At 57.9% G+C, this 21547-nt stretch carries 20 protein-coding genes; 17 read left to right on the top strand and 3 right to left on the bottom strand.

What is annotated here, in order from left to right; translation table 11 throughout:
• Nucleotides 1–72 precede the first annotated feature (72 nt).
• From SH139x_RS23500 to hrpB, 12 genes are all read left to right on the top strand, one after another.
• On the top strand, nt 73–1281 hold the full coding sequence (locus SH139x_RS23500) for a type II secretion system F family protein (RefSeq protein WP_488352197.1): 1209 nt from the start codon (nt 73–75) through the stop codon (nt 1279–1281).
• A gap of 70 nt (nt 1282–1351) precedes the next feature.
• Entirely contained in the window at nt 1352–1822 is a 471-nt protein-coding gene (locus SH139x_RS23495; RefSeq protein ID WP_488352196.1) for a type II secretion system protein GspG, read from the top strand.
• Nucleotides 1823–1831: 9 nt separating this feature from the next.
• Nucleotides 1832–2533 carry a pilus assembly FimT family protein gene (locus SH139x_RS23490; RefSeq protein WP_488352195.1) on the top strand — a complete coding sequence of 234 codons (702 nt, stop codon included), beginning with the start codon at nt 1832–1834 and terminating at the stop codon, nt 2531–2533.
• Nucleotides 2530–3036, top strand: coding sequence for a type IV pilus modification PilV family protein (locus SH139x_RS23485; protein WP_488352194.1), 507 nt, complete (start codon nt 2530–2532; stop codon nt 3034–3036). The genes SH139x_RS23490 and SH139x_RS23485 overlap by 4 nt, the downstream gene beginning before the upstream one ends.
• Nucleotides 3036–4031, top strand: a complete 996-nt coding sequence (locus SH139x_RS23480; RefSeq protein ID WP_488352193.1) for a hypothetical protein — start codon at nt 3036–3038, stop codon at nt 4029–4031. Before SH139x_RS23485 ends, SH139x_RS23480 begins: the two co-directional genes overlap by 1 nt.
• Nucleotides 4032–5786 (top strand): type II secretion system protein GspK, encoded by a 1755-nt coding sequence (locus SH139x_RS23475; RefSeq protein ID WP_488352192.1) that lies wholly within the window; start codon nt 4032–4034, stop codon nt 5784–5786.
• A 32-nt stretch (nt 5787–5818) separates the two neighbouring features.
• Nucleotides 5819–7648 carry a type IV pilus biogenesis protein PilM gene (gene pilM, locus SH139x_RS23470; protein WP_488352191.1) on the top strand — a complete coding sequence of 610 codons (1830 nt, stop codon included), beginning with the start codon at nt 5819–5821 and terminating at the stop codon, nt 7646–7648.
• A complete protein-coding gene (locus SH139x_RS23465; protein ID WP_488352190.1) occupies nt 7645–8820 on the top strand; it encodes a cadherin repeat domain-containing protein in 1176 nt (391 codons plus the stop codon). Before pilM ends, SH139x_RS23465 begins: the two co-directional genes overlap by 4 nt.
• Before the next feature lie 51 nt (nt 8821–8871).
• Nucleotides 8872–9660, top strand: coding sequence for an ABC transporter ATP-binding protein (locus SH139x_RS23460; protein ID WP_488352189.1), 789 nt, complete (start codon nt 8872–8874; stop codon nt 9658–9660).
• Nucleotides 9657–10544 (top strand): ABC transporter permease, encoded by an 888-nt coding sequence (locus SH139x_RS23455; protein WP_488352188.1) that lies wholly within the window; start codon nt 9657–9659, stop codon nt 10542–10544. The genes SH139x_RS23460 and SH139x_RS23455 overlap by 4 nt, the downstream gene beginning before the upstream one ends.
• Nucleotides 10545–10587: 43 nt before the next feature.
• Nucleotides 10588–11331: an alpha/beta hydrolase gene (locus SH139x_RS23450; protein ID WP_488352187.1), complete on the top strand. Its 744-nt coding sequence runs from the start codon at nt 10588–10590 to the stop codon at nt 11329–11331.
• Nucleotides 11328–14024, top strand: coding sequence for an ATP-dependent helicase HrpB (gene hrpB / locus SH139x_RS23445; protein WP_488352186.1), 2697 nt, complete (start codon nt 11328–11330; stop codon nt 14022–14024). The genes SH139x_RS23450 and hrpB overlap by 4 nt, the downstream gene beginning before the upstream one ends.
• A gap of 49 nt (nt 14025–14073) precedes the next feature.
• Here the strand turns inward: hrpB and SH139x_RS23440 are convergent, their stop codons facing one another.
• Entirely contained in the window at nt 14074–14919 is an 846-nt protein-coding gene (locus tag SH139x_RS23440; RefSeq protein WP_488352185.1) for a PA4780 family RIO1-like protein kinase, read from the bottom strand.
• A gap of 476 nt (nt 14920–15395) precedes the next feature.
• Here SH139x_RS23440 and SH139x_RS23435 point away from each other — a divergent pair, with 476 nt between their 5' ends.
• Nucleotides 15396–16382 carry a tetratricopeptide repeat protein gene (locus SH139x_RS23435; protein WP_488352184.1) on the top strand — a complete coding sequence of 329 codons (987 nt, stop codon included), beginning with the start codon at nt 15396–15398 and terminating at the stop codon, nt 16380–16382.
• The gene (locus SH139x_RS23430) at nt 16379–16648 is read left to right on the top strand and encodes a WXG100 family type VII secretion target (protein ID WP_488352183.1); all 270 of its coding nucleotides are present in this window, start codon (nt 16379–16381) and stop codon (nt 16646–16648) included. The genes SH139x_RS23435 and SH139x_RS23430 overlap by 4 nt, the downstream gene beginning before the upstream one ends.
• 40 nt (nt 16649–16688) lie before the next feature.
• Here SH139x_RS23430 and SH139x_RS23425 read toward each other — a convergent pair whose 3' ends face one another.
• Both SH139x_RS23425 and SH139x_RS23420 read right to left on the bottom strand, forming a co-directional pair.
• Nucleotides 16689–18047 carry a CehA/McbA family metallohydrolase domain-containing protein gene (locus SH139x_RS23425; protein WP_488352182.1) on the bottom strand — a complete coding sequence of 453 codons (1359 nt, stop codon included), beginning with the start codon at nt 18045–18047 and terminating at the stop codon, nt 16689–16691.
• 8 nt (nt 18048–18055) lie between these two features.
• On the bottom strand, nt 18056–18988 hold the full coding sequence (locus SH139x_RS23420; RefSeq protein ID WP_488352181.1) for a ZIP family metal transporter: 933 nt from the start codon (nt 18986–18988) through the stop codon (nt 18056–18058).
• Between the two features lie 133 nt (nt 18989–19121).
• Between SH139x_RS23420 and SH139x_RS23415 the strand changes: the two genes are divergently transcribed.
• The 3 genes from SH139x_RS23415 to SH139x_RS23405 all read left to right on the top strand — a co-directional run bounded on the left by SH139x_RS23415 (nt 19122) and on the right by SH139x_RS23405 (nt 21545).
• The gene (locus SH139x_RS23415) at nt 19122–19580 is read left to right on the top strand and encodes an ArsR/SmtB family transcription factor (protein WP_488352180.1); all 459 of its coding nucleotides are present in this window, start codon (nt 19122–19124) and stop codon (nt 19578–19580) included.
• Nucleotides 19581–19716: 136 nt separating this feature from the next.
• Nucleotides 19717–20148, top strand: a complete 432-nt coding sequence (locus SH139x_RS23410; protein ID WP_488352179.1) for a Fur family transcriptional regulator — start codon at nt 19717–19719, stop codon at nt 20146–20148.
• A gap of 200 nt (nt 20149–20348) precedes the next feature.
• Complete coding sequence (locus tag SH139x_RS23405; protein ID WP_488352178.1) at nt 20349–21545, top strand: hypothetical protein; 1197 nt, start codon at nt 20349–20351, stop codon at nt 21543–21545.
• Nucleotides 21546–21547: the final 2 nt, after the last annotated feature.

Raw genomic sequence — 21547 nt, 5'->3', positions numbered from 1 at the left:
ATCAGCAGATTGTTGGTGACCCAGCTGGTCTACCAACTGAGTTTATTTGTTTCATCACTTGCTAAGAATACCATGCCCGCCTTCGCTTATACCGCTCGAGACCTCACTGGTAAGAAGGTTACCGGTACGCTCGAAGCCGCTTCGGAACGCGAAGTGGCTGGCAACCTCGCTGCGCAAGCATTGTTTCCGATTGAAGTCAAAGCGGCTTCCACCAGCGCGATCTCGTTCAGCTTTGGCAAGAAACGCGTCAAGGGACAAGACTTGGCGGTCTTCTATTCGCAATTGGCCTCGTTGCTGCGAAGCGGCGTGCCGATGATGCGGTCATTGACCGTGCTGGGCGATCAGTCGATCAATGCCACTCTGAGTGAGACGATCAAAGAGCTCAAAGGACGCGTGGAAGATGGTGAACCGATCGGTGACGCCATGGCCCGCTATCCCAAAGTGTTCAATGAGATGGGCGTGAATATGATTCGCGCGGGGACCGAAGGTGGTTTTCTGGAGGATGCCTTGGAGCGCGTCGCCGGTTTCACGGAGATGCAGGAGGATCTCAAGGGGCGGACGATCAGCGCGCTGGCTTATCCAGCTTTTTTGGCTGTCATGGGAAGTGCCGTGGTGACCGGCTTGCTGGTCTTTTTCGTGCCCAGCTTTGACAAAATGTTTGAACGGTTGCGGGCCAAGGACGAGATGCCCCAGATGACCGAGTATTTGCTGGCGTTCAGTAATTTCCTGCAAGACTACGGACTGTGGGCGGTGATCATCGCGATCCCGTCGTGCATGTTTTTGTACGCGCAATACAAAACGGAGCGGGGCCAAGAGACGGCTGACAGGGTTAAATTAAAGATACCCGTGTTGGGGAACATCTTGATGAGTTTGGCGGTGGCCCGCTTTTGCCGCATCCTGGGCACCCTGCTGGGTAACGGCGTGCCGATTATTCGCTCGCTGGAAATTAGCCGCTCGGCGACCGGTAACCGCTTACTCAGCCAATCCATCGCCGACGCGACGGATAACATTACCGCTGGAGAGAGTTTGGCCAAGCCATTGCAACAGAGTGGGCACTTTCCCCAAACTGTTTGTGAAATGATCAGCGTGGCTGAGGAAAGCAACTCGTTGGAGACGGTCTTGCCGCAGATTTCCGACACGTTGGAAAAACGCACCTTTCGCCGTCTGGACCTGTTCGTACGATTGCTAGAACCACTGATGTTGCTGGTCATGGCGGTGGTCGTGATGTTCGTCGTGCTGGCTTTGATGCTGCCGGTGATCAAGAGCTCCAGCTCAATTTAAACAAGCTTTCAAATTCAAAACCTCAATTCAACACTTCAGCTTTACAACCATTCTTTAGGAGAGATTTACCATGCGTTCTCAACGTTTTCTTGCCCGGGCCCAGCGCACCCAATTGGCCTCTCGGCAGTTACGTCGCCAACGTGTCGGTCGTCAGAGTCGGGCCGCCTTTACATTGCTCGAATTGATGCTCGTGCTGGCGATTTTGGTCGTCTTGGCGGGTGTCGTGTCCTTTAACATTTTTGGGGCACAAGATGATGCTTACGCGAAGACCACGCTGTCGCAACTGCAGAGCCTCAAGCAGGGCGTGACAATGTACCGGGTCAAGGTCAGCCAAATGCCTGAAAGTCTCGATGCGCTCGTGACGGGGCCCAGCGATCCCAATAAGAAAGCCATGTTCGGCTCGCCCGTGATTCCCGAAGTTCCCAAGGATGCTTGGGGGAATGATTTCGTTTACACCCTCAACGGCAACAAGTTTGAGATTCGTTCGGCCGGGATTGACGGTCAGATGAATTCCGATGACGACTTGGTCGTGGAAGGTTAATCCCCAGCCGTGAAGTTTCTCCCCACTCGATTTTCGCCGCGACATGCTGGTTCACGTTCCGCAGGTTTTACCCTGTTGGAGTTGATGCTGGTGTTGGCCGTGATTGTGGTGGTCAGCGCGGTAGCCATACCGAATATTTTCGAGGTGTTGGCAAACCGTCAATTGGTTCGCGGAGCCGATGGGTTGCGGGTAGCAATGGTCCAAGCACGTATCGAAGCGATGCGGGGCGGACGAACGCAAATGTTGCGAGTTGAATTGGCGGGCGACCATTTTCAGATCACGCCGCTCTACCAACAATCGGATGTTACCGAAGCGGCCGATCAGATGGGGCAAGGTGTGGCTGTGGCGACTGGTGGCGTGGCCGTGGCAACGCAGCAAATGAACGGTCCCCTGCAAGACCCGGTGATCGCCGAGGACAAGCCCCGCGACATGCTCGAGGCGACGATGGACCAAAATCGCTTACCCGAAGGTGTCTCCTTTGCCTCAGTGCAAGTCCAAGCGACCGCACGATCGGCGACCATGCAGCAAGCGTTGGGGACCGCAGGTGCGGGGGCTGGCGCGGCAACGGGTTGGTCGGAACCGATTTTGTTTTACGCCGATGGCACGACTAGCAACGCGGTGGTGACTGTCACACGGGAGAACGTCGGCCGGGTGCTGATTAAAATCCGCGGCTTAACTGGAGAAACACAAGTCACCGAGGTGCGTCCATGAGCCTCAAACGCTGGACCACTCGCCACTCGCGGCGGGGAATTTCGTTGCTGGAAATTATTCTGGCGATTGGCATCATGGGAGCTTCGCTGGCGGCGCTCTCATCGGTGGTGATGCTCGGTGCCGACGCGGCCTTGGATGCCAAGGATCGTGTGATGGCGCAGATGTTGTGCGAGCAACAGATTGCCGAGGTCGTGCTGAATAACCTCACCCCGGTACCGTATTCCAATCGGCCGCTGGTGGTGCCCGGATCGTCGACTCAATTTGTTGCCAGCATGCAATCGCAGCCGGGGCCAATCCAAGGGGTGCTGGCGGTGCAAGTCACCGTTGCCAGCGATCAATCGGGCGGCGCGCAAAACCCGGTCCAAGTTTCATTGGTGCGCTGGATGGTCGATCCCTTGTTGGGATTGGAACAATTAGAAGCGGAAGAGGAAGCTGCGGCGGAAGCCGAGGCTGCTGCTGCCGGCGGAGACGCGGGGGCCGGTGAGAGTGGGGGACCGATCTAATGAGATACTCACAACGACGTTCTCAAGTCGGCGTGCGAGCCGCTTACACGTTGGTCGAATTATTATTAGCTTTGGCGCTGTCGGTCGTATTGATGGCGTTAGTTGGTACGACGTTCACTTTTTACGCCACCAAACTGGACGCTCGCGATTTGGAAGTGCGACGCGTCAAGTTGGCTTACGGCATCATGAGCATGCTCAGCGAAGATCTGCGCGGCACGCTCTATCCACCTGAATTTGATCCTTCGTCACTGGAGGCATCGCTCGATCTGGGCGCTGGGGGCGGTGGTGCACAGCCTGGTGAAGGTGAAGACCTCTCCGCTGCCGGCTTGGATGATCTCAGCGGCGAGGAAGAGGAACCAGCCTCGTTGGCCAGTGGCGAGACGGTGGAAACGGCCGATCTGGCGAGCGGCACCGTATCGACGCAGCGTCCCGGCTTGCTCGGCAATCAAACGCAAATTCAATTTGATGTCAGCCGTTTGCCGCGGCTGGAGGAATATCAACGTTTGATTCAACCTAACGAAGCTGGCACGATCGTGGATGTGCCTAGTGATATTAAAACTGTTTCCTATTACATTCAGGCCGATGGTGGCGGGGTGACCGATCCGTTGGATTTGGCCAGCACCTCGGGAACCGCGCCGCGAGGCTCCAACGGCGGGCTGGTGCGTCGCTCGATCGATCGATCGCTGACCCAATGGGCGCTTCAAAATGGTGGCATGGCTTCGTTAACCTCAGCGGGTGATTTGTTGGCCACCGAAGCGGTCGCGATTCAATTTCGCTACTGGGATGGTTTGCAGTGGCAGATCTTCTGGGATTCGGACGAGATGGGTGCGGTGCCGATGGCGATCGAAGTGACATTGACCATGATGGAACAGCAAGCCGATCCCAACGAATCGATGTCCATGGATGTCACTAGACAATATACCCAAATTATCCGCATCCCCATGGGGCGGCCGGTGGAACAACAGGATGCGGGTCTTTCCGCGGCGGGTATCTAGATGGTTTCTCCAAAGCACAAGTCGCCAGGTGCGCCGCGCCAACTTCCCGCCTCGGCTGTCACAGTCAGTTCGAGAGCCGGTCTTCACATGGGCAAGCGGCTGCGGCAGCGACGGGGGTTCTTTCTGATCCTCACGCTGGTTGTGATCGCCATGGCCACGATGGCAGCCTATTCCTTTACCGATCTGATGATCGCTTATGATGAATCGGCTTATCTCAACAATGATCGCGCACAGGCTCAACTGTTGGTGGAATCGGGAGTGGCTGCCACGCGGGTGATTCTGGCACAGCCTCCGCAAGCTCGCCTGGATTCGGGCGGCGTTTTGAACAATCCCGCTTTGTTCCAAGCGGTTTCCGTGGTCCCCGGCGTGGATGCCGACTCGCGCGGTAATTTTACGATTGTCTCCTCGGCTGTCGATGAGACGGGGCGACTCAACGGCATCCGCTTTGGCTTGCAAAACGAATCGGCCCGTTTGAATTTGAACGTGTTGCCGACGTTGGAGACGAGCGGCGCGGCACTGACCGCTTTGACTTCAGTGGCGGGACTGGAGGGCGAGGAGGCCGAGCCTGAGAGTTTGGCGCGGTCGCTGTTGTTGGGGCTGCCCGGCATGACACCCGAAGTCGCCGATTGCATTCTTGACTTCTTAGACGAAGACGACGAGCCACGCGAGTTTGGTGCGGAGTCCGAGTTTTACCTCAGCCTGCCTGATCCTTATAACGCCAAGAACGGTCCGCTCGATAGCGTTGAGGAATTGTTGTTGGTGAAGGGTGTGGTCCCGCAGATGTTGTTTGGCGCGGACGCGAATCGCAACGGAGTCATCGATCCTGCCGAACAACAGAATGCTATGATCGGCAATGGCACGTCGGTTTCGCTGGGGTGGGCCGCTTATTTGACCGTTTACAGTTTGGAGAACAACAAGCGGGCTGACGGAACGCCGCGGATCAATGTCAACGGCGAAGATTTAGAGCTGTTGTTCGCCGACCTCAGCGAGGCACTCGGCAATGATGATTGGGCCAGCTTTATTGTTGCCTACCGAATTGCTGGACAACCCGGTGGCGGTGGTCTGGCCGGAGCATTGTTGGGAGCTGGCGGTGATGAGGGAGCTGCGGGTGCTGGTGGCGGCGGAGCGCCGGCGGATGTGTGGAGTGCCGGTTTGCTGGAGCAGATGGATCTTTCCGGAGGTGCCGGTACGCAAGTCACCCAGCTGCTCGACTTTATTGGTGCCACGGTCGAGGTCAATGGCGTCACTTATGCCTCGCCATTTCTGGAGGGCCCGATTGCGCAAGCACTTTATATGCCCGCTTTAATGGCAAATCTGACAACTCAAGATTTCACTACCATCCCAGGTCGGATTAACATAAATGAATGTCCAGCGGAGTTGATTCGCGGGATTCCTTTGATTGACCCCGAAATTGCGGAGGAGATTATCGAAGCGCGCGGGCAAGCGAACGATAGCGAGAACCGGCAATTCGAAACATGGCCGCTGGTCGAGGGTTTAGTCACACTGAGTGAAATGAAGTTATTGATGCCATTGATCACCGGTGGAGGCGATGTCTACCGGGCTCAGATCGTTGGCTATTTTGAAGGCAAGAACGCATCGAGTCGTGCTGAAGTCATTATCGACGCCACTTCGGTCAACCCGAAAGTGATTTATTGGCGAGATCTCAGCCACCTCGGCCGCGGATTCGACAAGGCGGTGTTGGGCGTTCGCGCGGCGGACGCTTTTCAAGCGACCATGGAATCCGCAACTAATTAAAGCATAGGAGTACCGCAGAGGTACATAAAAATATGGCAAAACGACTTGCAATCGAATGGGACAGCCGTGAAGTGCGGGTGGTCGCCGGCGTCAAGAAAGGGAATCGGTTAACGATTACCGACGTCGTGTCCGCTGCGATCGATTCTGCCGAGCCGCAGGCGCTCGGTGAGACGCTAAAACAACTGCTCAAGAAATCGGGCTTGGAAAGACTCCCCGCCGGGGTCGCTTTGGGGCGGGGCAAGGCCGAGCTGCGGGAGCTTAAACTGCCACCGGTGCCCGATGAAGAACTGGCCGAGATGGTCCGCTTCGAGGCGATGCGATCGTTTGCCACGGCCGGCGAACGATCGGCGATCGACTTTCTCAAGACGCGGCGGGACAGTGACTCGGTCCGCGTGGTGGCCGCCGCGGTCAGCCCCGATACGCTGAAACAAACCGCGCTCATTTCGGTGCCAGCCCAGGTCAGTGTCGAACACTTGATCCTGCGTCCGCTGGCCGCCGCCGCCTTTTATCGCAACGCCGGGCAACCTTGTACGGGCGAAGTCATTCTGGTCGATTTGCTGGCTGATGACGCGGACATTGTCGTACTCCGTGAGGGTGCGCCGGTGTTTGTGCGCTCGGTCCGTTTGAGTGAAGATACAAAGTCGCGAGTCCGCACGCTTTCTGGTGAAATTCGCCGCAGTTTGATGGCTTGCCAGGAAGGCCAAAATCAAGACCTGCCCCGCCGCGTGGTGATGTGGGGGCGGCAAGATGTTCACGCGGAAGATGCCGCCGGCCTGAGCGAGACGCTGGGCACCGAAGTCACGACGCTAGACCCATTTTCGCTGGTCGACGTGGCACCCGCGTTGGCAAACCAGTTGCCCGATCATGTTGGCCGTCTGGCACCGCTGGTTGGAATGCTGCACGCGGAACTCGGTGGCAACGCCGACCTGATCGATTTCCTCAACCCGCGGCGAGCCCCGGAGCCGGCCAGCCAACGGTCGACCTACTTGCTCGCCGGTGCCGGTTTGGCGGCTATCGTGGCGATCGCCGGTTTCTTCGGTTGGAGTAAAATGCGAGGGTTGGATAGCGAGATTGCCGCTCTCGAAACGCGTTACCAAGATTTGCAAAGCGAGGTGGAACAAGCCGACCAAGTCATTGGGAAGACGGCCATGTTCGATGCGTTTCTCGATGGCAACGTGATTTGGCTGGACGAACTGCGACGCACCGCCACTAAATTGCCCCCCGCCGACGAAGCGATTGTGACCGATGTCGTGGCCCGCGTGAATCGCGAAGGCGGAGGTTCGCTGACCGTCTCAGGGGCCGTCACTCGCTCTTCCACCGTGGCAAAAATGGAGTCGCTGCTGAGGGATGAGAATCACACCGTGGTGGGCAAAGGAACCGACTCCAGTTCCTCGAAAATCGATGGCTACGATTGGTCATTTAGCGAAACGATCATCTTGGCCCCCGAGTTCATCCGCTTGCAGCGTGAAATGGCTCGTCAAGGTCTCGAGATGCAAACATCCGAAACCGCTAACGAGGCAACCGCGGAGCCTGAAGATGCGGAGCCAGACGACGCGAACTCTGAAGATTTGGACGCGGAGGATATCGCTGAACCGGGCGATTCACAACAAACCGAAACAGATCCGACCGCAGCAGATCCGACCGCAGCAGAACCGACTGCAGCAGATCCGACTGCAGCAGAGCCGACTGAACCAGAGCCGACTGAACCAGAGCAAATACCTCCGGTAAGTGGCGATGAGATTGCTCGCGCGGAGCAGCCTGCCGAGGCGGCCGATTCCGCCGATGTCAGCGACGCGGACCAGCCAGTTTCGATAGCGAATGCAACTGAGCAAGACACAACCGACGAAGGAGTTGGGCAATGACAAAACGTGAAAAGATACTTGCCGCCGGAGTTGGTTTCACCCTGCTGATCTTGGGATTGCAGTGGGGATTCAGCAAATACAAGGGTGCCGTCAAGCAACGTGAAACTCGGCTGGCGACGTTGAACGATCAAATTCTCACCAGCGAAGCCAAGCAGCTCGAGGGCGCACTGGCCCAGCGGCGGATGGGTGAGTATTCGCTGCGTTCGTTGCCGAGCGATTTGGAGACGGCGCAAGGTCGTTACAGCCAGTTCCTTTCGAATCTAATCTCGGAGGTTGGTTTAGAGAGGGTTTCCGCCAAGCCCAGCACCTCGACGGGCATTCGTGACTTGTATACGCAATTAAACTTCAACGTGACCGGCACCGGAACGCTGGAGCAGATGTTGGAGTTACTGCATCAATTTCATAGCACCGACTTTCTGCATCGGATCAGCAGCTTGTCGATGCGAAAAACCCCGGATGGGGTGACTTTGGATATGGCGGTTCAGGCGTTGGCGATGGCCACCGCGCTCCCCGATGCGCCATCACCCGCTGAGCAATCGCCGTTGATCGCTGCGGATTTTGACGAGTATCGCTTGCCGATCATGAATCGTAACCCGCTCTCGCCTCCCAACCGCCGTCCTGTGTTTGCCGCGGATAAATCCATTGAAGCCACTTTGGGCGAGCCCTTGAGTTACGAGGTGCGATTTAACGACCCGGACCAAGATCAGCAACTTAGCTATACCCTCGTTGGCGATGTTCCCAGCGGCGTCGAAATCGATGAGCGGTCGGGACGGCTCAGCTTCCGCCCTGAGGACTTGGGCAGCGTCGAGTTGCAGGTTCAAGCCAGCGATAACGGTTGGCCCCGGCAAATATCCGAAGAGCGGCTGGTGATCAAAGTGGTCGAGCCAGAAGTTGAAGAGGTGGAGCCCGAGCGACCAAAATTTGATGAAGCCAGCCAAACCTTTTTGACAGGACTGACGCAAAGCCGCGGGCAGTGGATGGCCATGCTGCACATCCGCACCCAGGACAAAACACTCAAGCTCCGCGTGGGCGACTCGTTCGAAGTTGGTACAATGCGCGGCGAAGTGATCGAGGTAACTGAAAGATTTGCGGTTTTGGAACGTGAAGGCGAACGGTTTGTCTTGAGCTTCGACGCCAGTTTGGCCGATGCCTGGTCCAACGCGGCTCCTTAGCAGGTTCCGGGTGCGGGACCTGTTGCTTTCCCGTTCTCGGTAGTTGCTTTGGTGGAATCGGACACAGCGAATAATGGCGAGCCTGTTTCAATCAGGCTCAGCGAAGTCACCGTAGCCTTTGCGGGTCAAGCTGCCCTCGATCGCGTTTCACTTTCGCTCGCCCCCGGCCGGATCACGGCGATCTTGGGCCCTTCGGGGTGTGGGAAGAGCACTTTGTTGCGAGCCGTCGCCGGTTTGCAGCCAGCCACTTCCGGCTCGATCGCGTTTCAGACCCCCGGGACCAGCCGCCCCCAGCTACCACCTGGTGAGCTGGGTTACGTTTTTCAGGACGCCGCGCTGCTGCCCTGGCGAACTGCTTGGGAGAATGTCCTGCTGCCGCTCGAATTGTTAGGACAACTGGGCAAACAGCCGCGACGGGAGTTGGCCGCCCAGCAGTTGCGGGGAGTGGGGCTGGCCGAATCCGATTGGCAAAAACTATCTGCCGAACTCTCCGGCGGAATGCGGATGCGGGTTTCGATTGCCCGCGCCCTGACGACCGATCCCTCGGTGTTGCTGCTGGATGAACCGTTTTCGGCGCTCGATGACATCCTCCGGCGAAGGCTGGGAGATTTGGTGTTGGAGCTGTGGCGACAACGGGCCCGCACCATTGTCTTGGTAACGCACAACATCGATGAAGCGATCCTGCTCAGCGACCATCTGGTCGTGATGGGACAGGGGCGGGTTGCCACTGAGATGGACATTGATTTGCAGCACCAAGGCCACGCGGACCCCCGCCGCACTCAGCATTTCACGGATCTATACGCCGAGGTTGCCGAAGCGTTGCGGGAGGCGGTGCGATGAGCGAGCAACAGAAAGCAGCCAGCCAATCAGCTAATCTCAGCCAATCAGCTAATCTCAGCCAATCAGCTAAGCGCAGGCAGCCAGCTACTGTTATTGGTCAGCGGGCGCGGCCCGCTGGTGTTGCGGGCTTGATGATCGCCGCGTTGCCGGTGGTCGCGGTGGCCATTTTGTTCGTGCTTGTCTGGCATTTAGGAGTCCGCTGGTCGGGCATCCATCCGATACTTTTGCCAGCTCCCGGCGAGGTCGCCAAATCGGCGTGGGAGAATCGTGCCACCTTGATGACGGCCACTTGGGTAACGGGACGCGCCGCCTTGGCTGGCTTTCTGGCCAGCACGATTGGCGGGTCGTTGATCGCGTTGGCATTCAGTCAATCGCGTCACATTCGCAACGCCTTTTATCCCTACGTGATTTTTTTGCAAACGGTACCGATCATCGCCATCGCACCGCTGTTGATTAATTGGTTTGGCTACGAGTTTTCCACCGTCGTCTACATTACCGTCATCATTAGTCTGTTTCCGATCATCAGCAACGTCACGGTCGGCCTGGTGGCGGTCGAGCAAAGCCGGGCCGATTTGTTTCGCGTCTATCGCGCGGGCCGCTGGAAAACGTTACTCAAATTGCGAATTCCGGCGGCAATTCCCAACCTGTTGTTGGGGATGCGGATCAGCAGCGGGCTGGCGGTCGTGGGAGCCATCATCGGCGACTTTTTCGTCGGCAGCGGCTCGAAATATAACGGCTTGGGGACACTCATGACCGAGTGGGGCGCGCTGCAGAAAACGGCCGACTTGATTGGGACTTTGGGCGCTGCCACGTTGCTCGGAGTGGCTTTCTTCGCTAGTGTCAACCTGCTGGCGTTTTTGTTGCGTCGCCGTTGGTTACCCTAAAGGCCCACTTCCCATTCGTTCCAAAGGCTTTTGCATGCCCCCAATGGCTACTCGTGTCCGCTATGGCGATTTGAACTGTTTGCAAGTCGACGGCGGGGATGCTCCCGAAGTATTGGTTGTCACGCTCCATGGTTACGGTGCACCCGGCGAGGACTTGGTGCCGATCGCGGGTGAATGGACGCAAGTCTTAGGTGCCGCAGCGGAGAAAGTTCGCTTTGTCTTTCCGGCCGCATTGCATTCGCTCGACGCGATGGGGATTCCCGGCGGACGCGCTTGGTGGCCCCTGAATATGCAGCGACTGTTGGAAGCGGTCGAAGCGCGGGACATCTCCGAACTGCGAACCCACGAACCGCCCGGAATGGATGTGGCTCGCGAGGCTGTCAGCGGAGCGGTTGGAGAGATGCTAAGCGAGCTGGGCAGCGACAAAAAGAAGTTAGTGCTCGGTGGGTTTTCTCAAGGGGCGATGTTGGCGATGGATGTGGCCGCGAGAGGCGTTAGCGATCCGCCCGCCGGATTGTTTCTCTATTCTGGAGCGCTGCTCTGCGAAACAATTTGGAAAGCGGCAGCCATGCGGTTGATCAACACGCCCACGGTGCAGAGTCATGGATCGCAAGATCCCATTCTCCCATTCATCGGTGCCGAAGCACTTTATGAGTTGTTGAAAGTGGCCGGGGTGCCAGTCGAGTTCCATCCCTTTACCGGCGGCCACACGTTGTCGGTCGAGGCGCTCGATGCGACGGCCGGCTTGATTCGCGATGCGCTCGCGGAGGCAGACGGCTCGCAATGAATCGGTCGTCAAAGCAAGGGGGCTCGCGTGAGCAAGAGGGCTCGCGTGAGCAAGGGGGCCCGCGTGAGCAAGGGGGCCCGCGTGAGCAAGGGGGCCCGCGTGAGCAAGGGGGCCCGCGTGAGCCCGAACCACTGCCGGTGGAAGTCGTCATGCCGCAGATCGTGGCTGCCCTGCAAGATCAGGGGCGAGCGGTTATTGCGGCCCCTCCCGGAGCTGGTAAGAGTACGCTGATCCCGCCTCGTCTGCTGACCGCTTTTCCCGGCCAAGGCAAAATTCTCTTGCTGCAACCACGGCGGATGGCGGCTCGCGCCGTGGCGGCCCGGATTGCCCAATTGCTCGCGACGCCGCTGGGCCAACGCGTGGGCTATCAAGTGCGGATGGATCGCCAGTGGGGCGGGCAGACTGAAATCGTGGTGATGACTTACGGAGTGCTGTTGCGACGGTTGCTTTCAGACCCTTGCCTCGATGCCTTTGGAACCGTCTTGCTCGACGAGTTTCACGAGCGATCGCTGGAAGCCGATCTGTGTTTGGGCATGTTGGAACGCTTGCGACGGGAACTGCGAGCAGACTTGCGACTAGTCGTGATGAGCGCCACGCTCGACGCCCAGCCGATCGCCGCGTACTTGCAAGAGGCTCCCTGGATTGCCAGCCCCGGACGCATGTTTCCGGTTGACATTCGCTACGCGGAAAAACGTAACAAGGCGCCGATCAGCGACCAAGTCGCTCAAGTGTTGCCTGAGGCCTTGCGGGCGACCTCCGGCGATGTGTTGGTGTTTCTCCCCGGCTTGGGAGAAATTCGCCAACTCAGTCGTCAGATCCGCGGGGCCAAATGGTTGGCCGGCGTCGAAGTCTTGCAACTCTACGGTGATTTGCCCCCCGACAAGCAAGACCGCGTGCTGGCTCCCGCCACGCATCGCAAACTCGTGCTCTCGACCAACGTGGCGGAAACTTCGATCACCATCGAAGGTGTCACCTGCGTGATCGACAGCGGGCAAGCCAGAATATCGCGAACCGATCCCAATCTCGGGCTGCAACGCCTCGATGTTGAACCGATCTCCCAAGCCGCCGCCGATCAACGGGCCGGACGCGCAGGCCGCACGCAACCTGGTGTCTGCTATCGGTTGTGGATGCAGATGATGCACCGCTCGCGCGCTCCCTTCGATGTGCCGGAAATCGAACGTGGGGATTTGGCGGCCGCCGTGTTGCAGTTGGTTGGTTGGGGCGAGCACGATGTGTTGGCGTTTCCTTGGCTGACACCGCCGCGGCCCGAAGCGGTAGCCTCGGCGACACTGCTGCTGGAGCGTCTGGGAGCCATGGCTGCTGGCAAGATCACCGAGTTGGGCAAGCAATTGCTGATGCTGCCGGCACATCCCCGCCTCGGTCGTTTGATGCTGGCCGGTGTCGATTTGGGAATTCCGCGGACCGCCGCCATCTGCGCCGCAATGTTGGCGGAACGCGATCCCTTTGTCGACGGCAGCGGCCCTCAACTACCCTGGGACGAACTCCGTCTGCTCGGTTTGACCGAAGCCAATTTTGCCGATCGCGTGCTGCGGTTGGAAGCCTGGATTGAGGGTGCCCCCGACCAAGCAATCGCTGGTTCCGCGGGACGCGCAGTGCGACAAGCGAGCCGCCAATTTCTCACGGCACTCAAACAACTCAGCGAAACCTCGGTCACTCCACCCGCCACCAGCCAGAATTCGGATGCCAGCCAGCTTTCGGAACAGACGACCGCTGACCGTTTGGGGCAAGCCTTGCTGATCGCCTTTCCCGATCGGTTGGCTCGCCGGCGACATCCGCAGAGCGAGCGGGGACTGATGGTGGGCAACACGGGTGTCCACCTCAAGGACCCGTCGATCTCCAGCGACATCCCTTATTTTCTCTGCATCAATGTGCTCCGCAAACATCGCGATGCCGATGTTCGCCGGGCCGTGCCGATCTCGCCCGAGTGGTTAACCGAGCCGCATCTCAGCCAGCAAGATGAATGCTTCTTTCATCCTTCGCAGCGACGCGTGGTCGGCCGCCGACGTGACTATTGGCTCGATCTGATGCTCCAGGAAACCCCCAGCGAAGTGGTCGATTCCGAACAGGCCGCGGCGATCTTGGCGGAACAGGTGATCGCCAATTGGCAGCTGGCCTATCCGGCCGATCAACCTCAGCTAACGCAGTGGGTCGCGCGGGCTAATTTTTTGGCGAAACAGCTTCCCGACGAGGGCTTTACCGCGATCGACGAGGTCACGCTGCAAGCCACCGCCGTCGCGATTTGCCAAGGCAAGCTGGCGTTGGAAGAGGTTCGCAAAGCCCCTTGGGTCGACTACCTGAAAGCTCAACTCGGCTTTGAGACGGCCCGTCGACTCGACCAATTAGCCCCCGTCGCCATCGAAGTCCCCAGCGGGAAAAAAATCAACATCGACTACGACGATCCGGCTGCGCCCTCGATCAAAGTTCGTTTACAAGAGATTTTTGGCTGGCAGGAAACTCCCCGCGTGGCTGGCGGACGCCAACCTTTGCTGCTGCGGATTTTAGCTCCCAATCATCGTGAAGTCCAAGTCACTCAGGACCTGGGGAATTTTTGGCGGTCCACTTATATCGAAGTCCGCAAAGAACTCCGCCGCCGCTATCCCAAACACGATTGGCCAGAGGATCCCACCGTCGCCGTGGCCACCCGCAGCGGGCTGGGAAAACGAACGAAGTGAATGAGAATCAACAGATTGAGGGCTGAAACTAATGAAACGCTGGAAACGATCAGCCGTTTTTCAAGCGTTGTTGCCGTTCCAGTTCTTCTTCGTAGGCAAAGTCGATCATGTTGAGTACTGAATCGACGTCGGCCGCCTTGGTGGAGAATTTAAATTTGCCGGTCAGCTTTAGATCTGGTTTTAACATGCTCTTCTCGTGCAGTTCCCACATCTCTTCGGCGTAATGCGTCTCGGCCAGCTGCGGGGCATACTGGGCGTAATACTGCGTGATGTTTCGCACGTCCCGCTGCAGCATTGATTTGGCGTTGTTGTTGCCCGCCGCGTTGACGACTTGGGGAAAGTCAATAATCACCGGGCCGGCTGATTCTTGCAGCACATTGAATTCCGAAAGGTCGCCGTGTACGAGCCCCACGCACAGCATGCGGAGCACGTAATTCATGACCTTGGCGTGATCTTTGAGTGCTTGCTCGGCTGACATCGTGATGTCGTTCAGCCGCGGTGCCACGTCACCATCGGCATCGGTGATCAATTCCATCAACAATACGCCATCGATGAAACCATACGCCTTGGGGACGCGAACGCCGGCTTTGGCCAGCTTATACAAAGCGTCGACTTCCGCCTGCTGCCAGACGACTTCCTGCTGATCGCGGCCAAATTTGGAGCGGCTGTCGATGGCCCGTTGGCGGCGGCTGTTCCGCACCTCCCGCCCCTCCTGATACTGGACCGCGTTCTTGAAACTCCGTTTGGCAATATCCTTGTAGACCTTGGCGCAGCGAATTTCCTCGCCGCAACGCACAAGAAAGACCTGGGCCTCTTTACCGCTCATTAATGAGCCCAAGACCTGGTCGACGAGTCCGTCTTCGATTAGCGGTTTGATACGCTCAGGAACTTTCAAGGTGCTACCAATTCAGAAGCATGTCACATGCTTCCGCAGGAAAGAGTGGATAAATGATTTGCTCAACCATACAGCTTGCGTTCAACCATACAGCAAGAAAACGGTCGCGACAACGTCGTCAAACTGACCCCGCCGGGTGTTGCCCGCACCGGTTTATTCACGGCAACCCGTTGCTGATTGAATTTCACTAACTTTGCTACGTTTCGCCGAGCAAGTGGTTCTCTGCGGTTTTCGCAGAGAATCTCCGCCGTTAAAATTTTACATTGTACACAAAATAAGGTTTGTCAAGGGAGTGCGAGGAGTGTAATCCCCTGGCGGTGCCACTCACGCGCACTCTCGGCACTTTTGCGGGGCGGCGAATTGCGAAGGCTGGATTTCCCCTACAGCGGCGAGCAAAAATTAGGTTAAAATGAAGTTCGCGGCGCAGAGACTGAACCCGCCGCCTTTTCTCTCGTTCCTCGTTGAGTGTCGCCGTGATGACAGCATCCGATCCCCCAGCAGGTTCTGCCGAGCGCCCGCCACGCAGCCCGTTGGAGGGCGGCGTGTGGCGTCCCCTGGCTCCCGAGGAGCTGTTGCGAAAGGGGGTGCCGCAAGACAAAACCGCGGACGAGGAGGCGGCCGCGTTGGGGCCGCGAATGCCACCTTTGGAGCGACGGCAAGAGCTGGAGCGGTTCATTAAGGATCGGCCAGCCGACATGGATGCTTACTTGGAATTGGCAGCAATTTATCGTCAATCGGGCCGTAGCGTGGAAGCGACTCGCGTGCTCAAAGCGGCTTTGGAGGTGGAGCCCGAGCATGCTGAGGTGCTCTGGCAATTGGAAGAAGCGCGTCTTGCGCGGGCCCTACAGCAACTCCGCGACGTGCGAGAGATGGCCGCCCGGGTGAAGACACCCGAGGCGGACCGTGAGTTGGAACGGGCGCAAACTGATTGGGCTTGCCGCCGGGTTGAAGTGTGTCGGGATCGTTTGGCGCGCGACCCTTCGGCCACTCGGCTCCGCGTGGTGTTGGGAGAAGCGTTGCGAGATTTAGGCGATTACGAAGAGGCGATTGAAGCGGTCGCGGCGGCCTCGGAGCACGAAGCCGAAGCGGCCCAGGCCAATCTCATCCAAGCGCAATGTCAACAAACTTTAGGACGCCATCTGGAAGCACTGGCGTCTTATCGCCGCGCCGCGTTGCGGCGAGCCGCGCCGGCGCCCGCCAAGCTCCGCGTGGTTGCCATGCGAGCGGCCTGCAGCATCGCCACGAATTTAGGCTTGGTGGCCTCGGCTGAGATCTATCAGCAAGCATTGCGGCAGGCGGAAAGCGAAGCTGCTGCTGAACAATCTGCTACCGAACAAGCCGCTGCTAATAGCCCACTTGGCGAATTGCCGCAGGCTCCCGCCAATCCACCACCAGCCACGCGCCCTTCATCCTCCTCTTCCTCGCAGCCTTCTTCCTCCCAGCCCCCGCAGCCCGGCTCATGAATCAAGCGATCGTCGATCCCGAACAACTCCGTCGTTTCGCGGCAAACTTGAAAATCTTCTCGGAGGAGTTACAACAGCGAGCCACCGCGTTGTCGAGCCAGATGAACCAGCTCGAACAAACATGGCGCGACCAACAGCAGAAGAAATTCGCGGCTGAGTTTAACGAGCAATTGCGGCAACTCAACCGCTTGATCGAATCAACTCGCGAGCATGTTCCTTACCTGCTGAGGAAGGCCGAACAAGCCGAGCAATATTTGCGCGGCTGAGCACCTCGACATAAGTCTTTCGGCTATATCAGCCGAAACTCTATTCGGCGGAAGAAAGGTGTTGTTTCCAGCCCACCGGCTGCGTCCAAGCCTTTTGCAGAGGGCTTTCGCTGGTCGGATTCGCCGGTGCTTGGTCACTGGTGATCGTGGCCCGCACGTATAATTCTTGGCCCGTTAATTGGTAGCTAGCTTGGGGCCCCATAACCGTGGCAAAGACTTTGCCAACGTCTGCCGAGTAATCCAAGATATCGCCCTGGGGTTCGCCCGATTCGGAGTCGATCCGCGGCCGCGTGGTTTGATCAAAATCGACCGGAGTGCCGATGAACTGAGTGGTAAAAATCGCATCGCCGGCGGGCTTGATGTGAATCGTCAAGCGACCGCTTGTCTCATCAAAGTCAACTCGCTCGAGCTCGACTCCGGTGGAGGCGTAAAAGTCACCTCGCTGCATGGCTCGCAAAACCGACTCGGGAGTCAAACGGTTGGCCCGCAGCATAATCCAGCCTCGTCCGGGTGAGGCTTTTTCTTTGCCGTGATAATTGTGGCTATCATCGGTCGCCAGTCCATAGAGTGGTGGAGCATGATGTTGGCTGATACGCAAAGTGCTAGTGATGTCCCAGAGTGCTTCCAAGCTGTGACGGCGGGGGCTGCCCAAGTCACCATCTTGATCAACGCCATTCCAGACTTCAAAAAATTCATCTTCCACCAAAGCCGCCAGATCCTCAGCAGAAATCCCGCGATCGCCCAAGTTGGGATGATTCAGGTGGGGCACGATCAAGCGTCCCAGCTCTTGAGCTTGTGCTGACACGGCGCGGAGGTTGTTATAAATCGTTTCCCGGACGGTGCTGCCTCCCTGCGGTTGAATCACGGTGTGAATATTGGTGGCGTTGATGTGTGCGCCTTTGTCGGTAATCTCTTCCGAAGGGATCATCAAAAAGCGATCGGCTTCTTCCACCAAAGCGCGGACTTCGCCCAGCGGCTTTAAGCGAACCTCCAAGTTCCCTTCCGCTTGGCTGCCTCGCGTCTCGACCCAGTCCTCGCCAAAGCGCGCGACATATTTGGGAAACACCTCGCTGCCGCCGCGAGCGGCGATCTTGTCCAGCGGCATCCACTTCATGCCTTGGCTGAGGATGTTATGGTCGGAAAGTGCGAGGAAGTGGTAACCATGTTGTCGGTACCAATCGGCAACCATTTCCGGAAAGTCATCGCCATCGCTCCAAAGGGTGTGGGTGTGCAAATTTCCCTTGAACCATTTGGGAGAGCCAGAGCCAGTGGCGGTCTGCGAGACTCCAGCACTCTGCGAAACTTCGGTGGCGGGAACCTGGGCAACGGCTGAACTGACAAAAAAACCAACGGCGATGATCGCCGAACTAGCGAGCCGTCTCGGTGTCAAAATCATCATGTCTCCAGTTAGTGATCGTGGTCGTGCGCATGATCGTGGTCGTGGGCGGCGGGAGTACCGACTTGATGTTCATGACCGGGGAGGTTTTCCAATCCGAACGCGATGGCGACCCCCAGCAGCAGGGCGGCGGTCAGTTTACCACGGTCGTGATTGTGGAAAGCCACTTCGGGAAGCAAATCGGCCAGCGCGATGCAGATGAAAAAACCTGCCGAGATGGCCAAGCCCCAGCCGAGAAATTGGCCATCCGCAAACAACACTTTGGCACCAAAATAAACACCAGCCGCCCCCAGCGGGCAAGCCAGCGAGAAGAGCAGGTTGGCCAGGTTTTGGGCGGAGGTCGACCAACCTTGGCGTTTCATCACGGAGGTGATCGCAAAGGCGTCGAGCGGTTTGTGGAGTGCCACGGCGAGAAATGTCCCCAGTCCGGCCAGCCCCAACCAGACGGTATGTTGCGAGTCGGCAATCACGCTGCTAGCTAACGCCACGCCATCGATCAGCGTGTGCATCGCCAGCCCGAAGAACATCCCCATCCAACCAATGCCCCGTTCCCGCAAGCGTTCGGTGTCGGGCTGTTGTTGATCATCGGAGTAATCGTGGTGCTGATGGTCGTGGTCATGATGGCCGTGATCATGACCACCACAACCGCCCGGCTCGGAGATCACATCGTGGCTGTGGGTGTGGAAGATGCGGATGACCAAGAACATGCCGATCAGGCCGATCAGAGCCGCCGCGCCGCTTTTCGCCGACGAGCGGAGGATTTCCGTGGCGTGCGGTAGCAAATGCAACATGGCAATCCCCAGCATCAAGCCCCCCACGCCGCTCATCAGCAATTGCGTCCGCAAGTGGGTCATCTGCATCAAACGCGGCAGTCGCCCGCCGGCAACTGACGAGGCAATGATGAGGAGGCAGTAGACAACCAGCAGGATTTCAGGACGAGACATCGGGGCGCGACCACGGTGGAAGTGGGCTAAGGAGTCGTTCCAAGAAATCGTAGGTGATTGCACCCGAATCGCCTAGGGAGAGCAGCATTTGCCGACTTGACTCCACGCTGCTCAGTTGTATATTTGCAGAACTATGCAATTGAACAACAAAGTCGCCAATCGAGAGCTCGACCAAGCAGTTGTGGCAGTGGCCACACCGCCGCCGCCGGCAATGACACCGCCGGCAATGACGTTGGGGGACTGCGTTGCCGCCGCTCAGCCAAATTTGCCAGCTCCTCAGCAAGAAGCGGGGCAGAGTCCTGGGCAGGAACTTGATGACGAGGCTTACGAGCGGGCGGCGGCTATTTTCCGTGCCCTGGGAGACCCCCGCCGGTTGCGGATGCTCGATTTGTTGAAACGGTCCGAATACTGCGTGTCGGACCTGTCTCAGTTGTTGGACGAGCCGATGCCGGCGATCTCTCAGCGACTGCGGTTGCTCAAGAGTGAACGCATTGTCCGTTCCCGCCGAGTCGGCAAGCGAGTTTATTATGCTTTGGCCGATGAACATATTTCCCAACTCGTTTCCAACGCGTTGCTGCATGCCATGGAATGAGTCACTGATCAAAAGCCACTCAAATGAGCCACTCGAATTAGACTGCGATTGTTTCCCGCGTGTGCTGACCAACATAAAATGACGTACTCTTTCCCGCTCCATTCCCGCTTAAATACAGCCCCCTTTAGGTAACTCGATGAGCGAATTGTCTGCCTCGATGGAAGAAATTCAGCTGGAAATCCGCCGCGCTGGATTACGCGCCACACCAGCTCGGATGGCGACGCTTGCTTTTTTGAGGAATGCGACTTCCCCGGTGACCCACGCCCTGGTGGCTGAGCATCTGGCGGGTACCGGTGTCGACAAAGCAACGGTCTTCCGCAACTTAAATGATATGGCCGAAGCCGGTCTGCTCCGCCGCACCGAGTTGGGCGACCACGTCTGGCGGTTTGAAGCGATCAATCCGGACGCCAAAGATAGTGGCGGGCATCCCCATTTCGTCTGCGTTGATTGCGGCAACGTGTCGTGTCTCGATGATGTCAAACTGACCGCCGGTAGCCTCCGCGAAAGCAGTCAAGTCGGTGAGATTACCGAAATTTTACTCCGCGGCCACTGCAACGAATGCCGCTGATAATCACGCAGCGGCTCTCGCCGTTTGCCTCCAGCAAGGCAATTAGCCAGCTGTTGACGCGAAGATGTAAGTGCAAATATTGTGCGAGAAATAAGTTATCGTTGAGGGAGATCGCTGTCGTTCTGTTTCCCGCTTGCCCACCCGCCCCGCGTGTTTCCATGGATAAATGCTCGTCCCCTTGCCGGACACTTTTTAACCCCTTGCGGCGATCTCCCGGGCTGCAAACTCCCGGGCTGCGATCCCTCGGGTTTGGCCCAGCCGCCTGGTTGCTGGTCGTCAGTCTGTGGGCTTCACCGGCGGCGGCTTGTCCGTTCTGTGACGCGCTCTCCAGTTCATTTTCCGAGCAATTAAGCAGTGCCCCGTCGGCCGTGCTGGCTGTCTGCTTGTCGGCCAATTTGGAAGGCTCGCCCGATTATTTGCCCCAGCACACTTTTCGTGTTCATCACGTGCTGAAGTCGAGTGAGGAGGTGGCCGAGTATCGGCTGGCTGTCGGAACGGAGGTCAAGGTGCATTCCCTGCGACCGCATCAAGCAGGCGATGTGGTGTTGCTGCTGGGGTTTGTCGAAGCTGGTATTTTGGATTGGGCCCCTTCGGATCGCTTGCCCGAGGTGGTGCAGAAATATGTGCTTAATCTTCCCGGTCCCGCAGCGACCGACAAGCAACGCATGGGGTTCTTTCTCGATCATTTGTTCGCTACTGAGCAAATTATTGCTGACGATGCTTACAACGAGTTTGCCCGCGCTTCGTTGGCCGAGTTAGACGCCGTCAAACCGCTGCTCGATCGCGCCGAAATCATGCGGCGGATCGAACTCGAGGAAACCCCCATCAATCGCCGCCGCTTGTACTGGACTTTGATGAGCCTGTGCGGCAAACCGGAGGACGCTCAGTGGCTCAAGCAAAAGTTGCTCAAGCGACGTCGCGGCAGTGAACAAACGATTGGCTTGGACGCCGCCATTTCATGTTACCTCGTCTTGGGCGGCGACGAGGCGCTGAAGTTCGTTGAGCAGGAGTTCTTGCTTAACGAAAAGACCGATTATCCCGACACCTACGCCGCCGTGCTCGCACTTCGCGTGCATGCCCAGGAGATCCAAGTATTTTCCCGCGAGCAGCTGGTTACCGCGATGAGCGGCTTGCTGCGTTCTAGCGACTTGGCCGATTTGATCATTCCCGATTTGGCTCGCATGGAAGATTGGCGGCACGTCGACCGGATGGTCGAACTGTACGCCAAAGCGGATGACAAAAATCCCTTCGTGCGCGTGCCGGTGGCCAACTATTTGAGAGCCTGCCCCTTACCGGCTGCCGCCGAGGCGCTTGAGCGTTGTCGCGAGATTGATCCCTCGGCCATCAAACGCTCGATCACGATTTTTCCCAACCTAGGTCCGGCCACATCACCGTGAGC

This window comes from Kothea flammea (assembly GCF_052161645.1).
GTDB lineage: Bacteria > Planctomycetota > Planctomycetia > Pirellulales > Pirellulaceae > Laterigemmans.
Note: the sequence above shows the minus strand (reverse complement) of the source record. Positions and strands in the feature narration are given on the sequence as shown.

What these genes read in the sequence shown, in the direction of transcription:
- SH139x_RS23500 (WP_488352197.1), top strand. Translation starts at nt 73, where the DNA reads ATGCCCGCCTTCGCTTATACCGCTCGAGACCTCACTGGTAAGAAGGTT.
- SH139x_RS23495 (WP_488352196.1), top strand. Translation starts at nt 1,352, where the DNA reads ATGCGTTCTCAACGTTTTCTTGCCCGGGCCCAGCGCACCCAATTGGCC.
- SH139x_RS23485 (WP_488352194.1), top strand. Translation starts at nt 2,530, where the DNA reads ATGAGCCTCAAACGCTGGACCACTCGCCACTCGCGGCGGGGAATTTCG.
- SH139x_RS23480 (WP_488352193.1), top strand. Translation starts at nt 3,036, where the DNA reads ATGAGATACTCACAACGACGTTCTCAAGTCGGCGTGCGAGCCGCTTAC.
- SH139x_RS23475 (WP_488352192.1), top strand. Translation starts at nt 4,032, where the DNA reads ATGGTTTCTCCAAAGCACAAGTCGCCAGGTGCGCCGCGCCAACTTCCC.
- pilM (WP_488352191.1), top strand. Translation starts at nt 5,819, where the DNA reads ATGGCAAAACGACTTGCAATCGAATGGGACAGCCGTGAAGTGCGGGTG.
- SH139x_RS23465 (WP_488352190.1), top strand. Translation starts at nt 7,645, where the DNA reads ATGACAAAACGTGAAAAGATACTTGCCGCCGGAGTTGGTTTCACCCTG.
- SH139x_RS23455 (WP_488352188.1), top strand. Translation starts at nt 9,657, where the DNA reads ATGAGCGAGCAACAGAAAGCAGCCAGCCAATCAGCTAATCTCAGCCAA.
- SH139x_RS23450 (WP_488352187.1), top strand. Translation starts at nt 10,588, where the DNA reads ATGGCTACTCGTGTCCGCTATGGCGATTTGAACTGTTTGCAAGTCGAC.
- hrpB (WP_488352186.1), top strand. Translation starts at nt 11,328, where the DNA reads ATGAATCGGTCGTCAAAGCAAGGGGGCTCGCGTGAGCAAGAGGGCTCG.
- SH139x_RS23435 (WP_488352184.1), top strand. Translation starts at nt 15,396, where the DNA reads ATGACAGCATCCGATCCCCCAGCAGGTTCTGCCGAGCGCCCGCCACGC.
- SH139x_RS23430 (WP_488352183.1), top strand. Translation starts at nt 16,379, where the DNA reads ATGAATCAAGCGATCGTCGATCCCGAACAACTCCGTCGTTTCGCGGCA.
- SH139x_RS23425 (WP_488352182.1), bottom strand. Translation starts at nt 18,047, where the DNA reads ATGATGATTTTGACACCGAGACGGCTCGCTAGTTCGGCGATCATCGCC.
- SH139x_RS23420 (WP_488352181.1), bottom strand. Translation starts at nt 18,988, where the DNA reads ATGTCTCGTCCTGAAATCCTGCTGGTTGTCTACTGCCTCCTCATCATT.
- SH139x_RS23415 (WP_488352180.1), top strand. Translation starts at nt 19,122, where the DNA reads ATGCAATTGAACAACAAAGTCGCCAATCGAGAGCTCGACCAAGCAGTT.
- SH139x_RS23410 (WP_488352179.1), top strand. Translation starts at nt 19,717, where the DNA reads ATGAGCGAATTGTCTGCCTCGATGGAAGAAATTCAGCTGGAAATCCGC.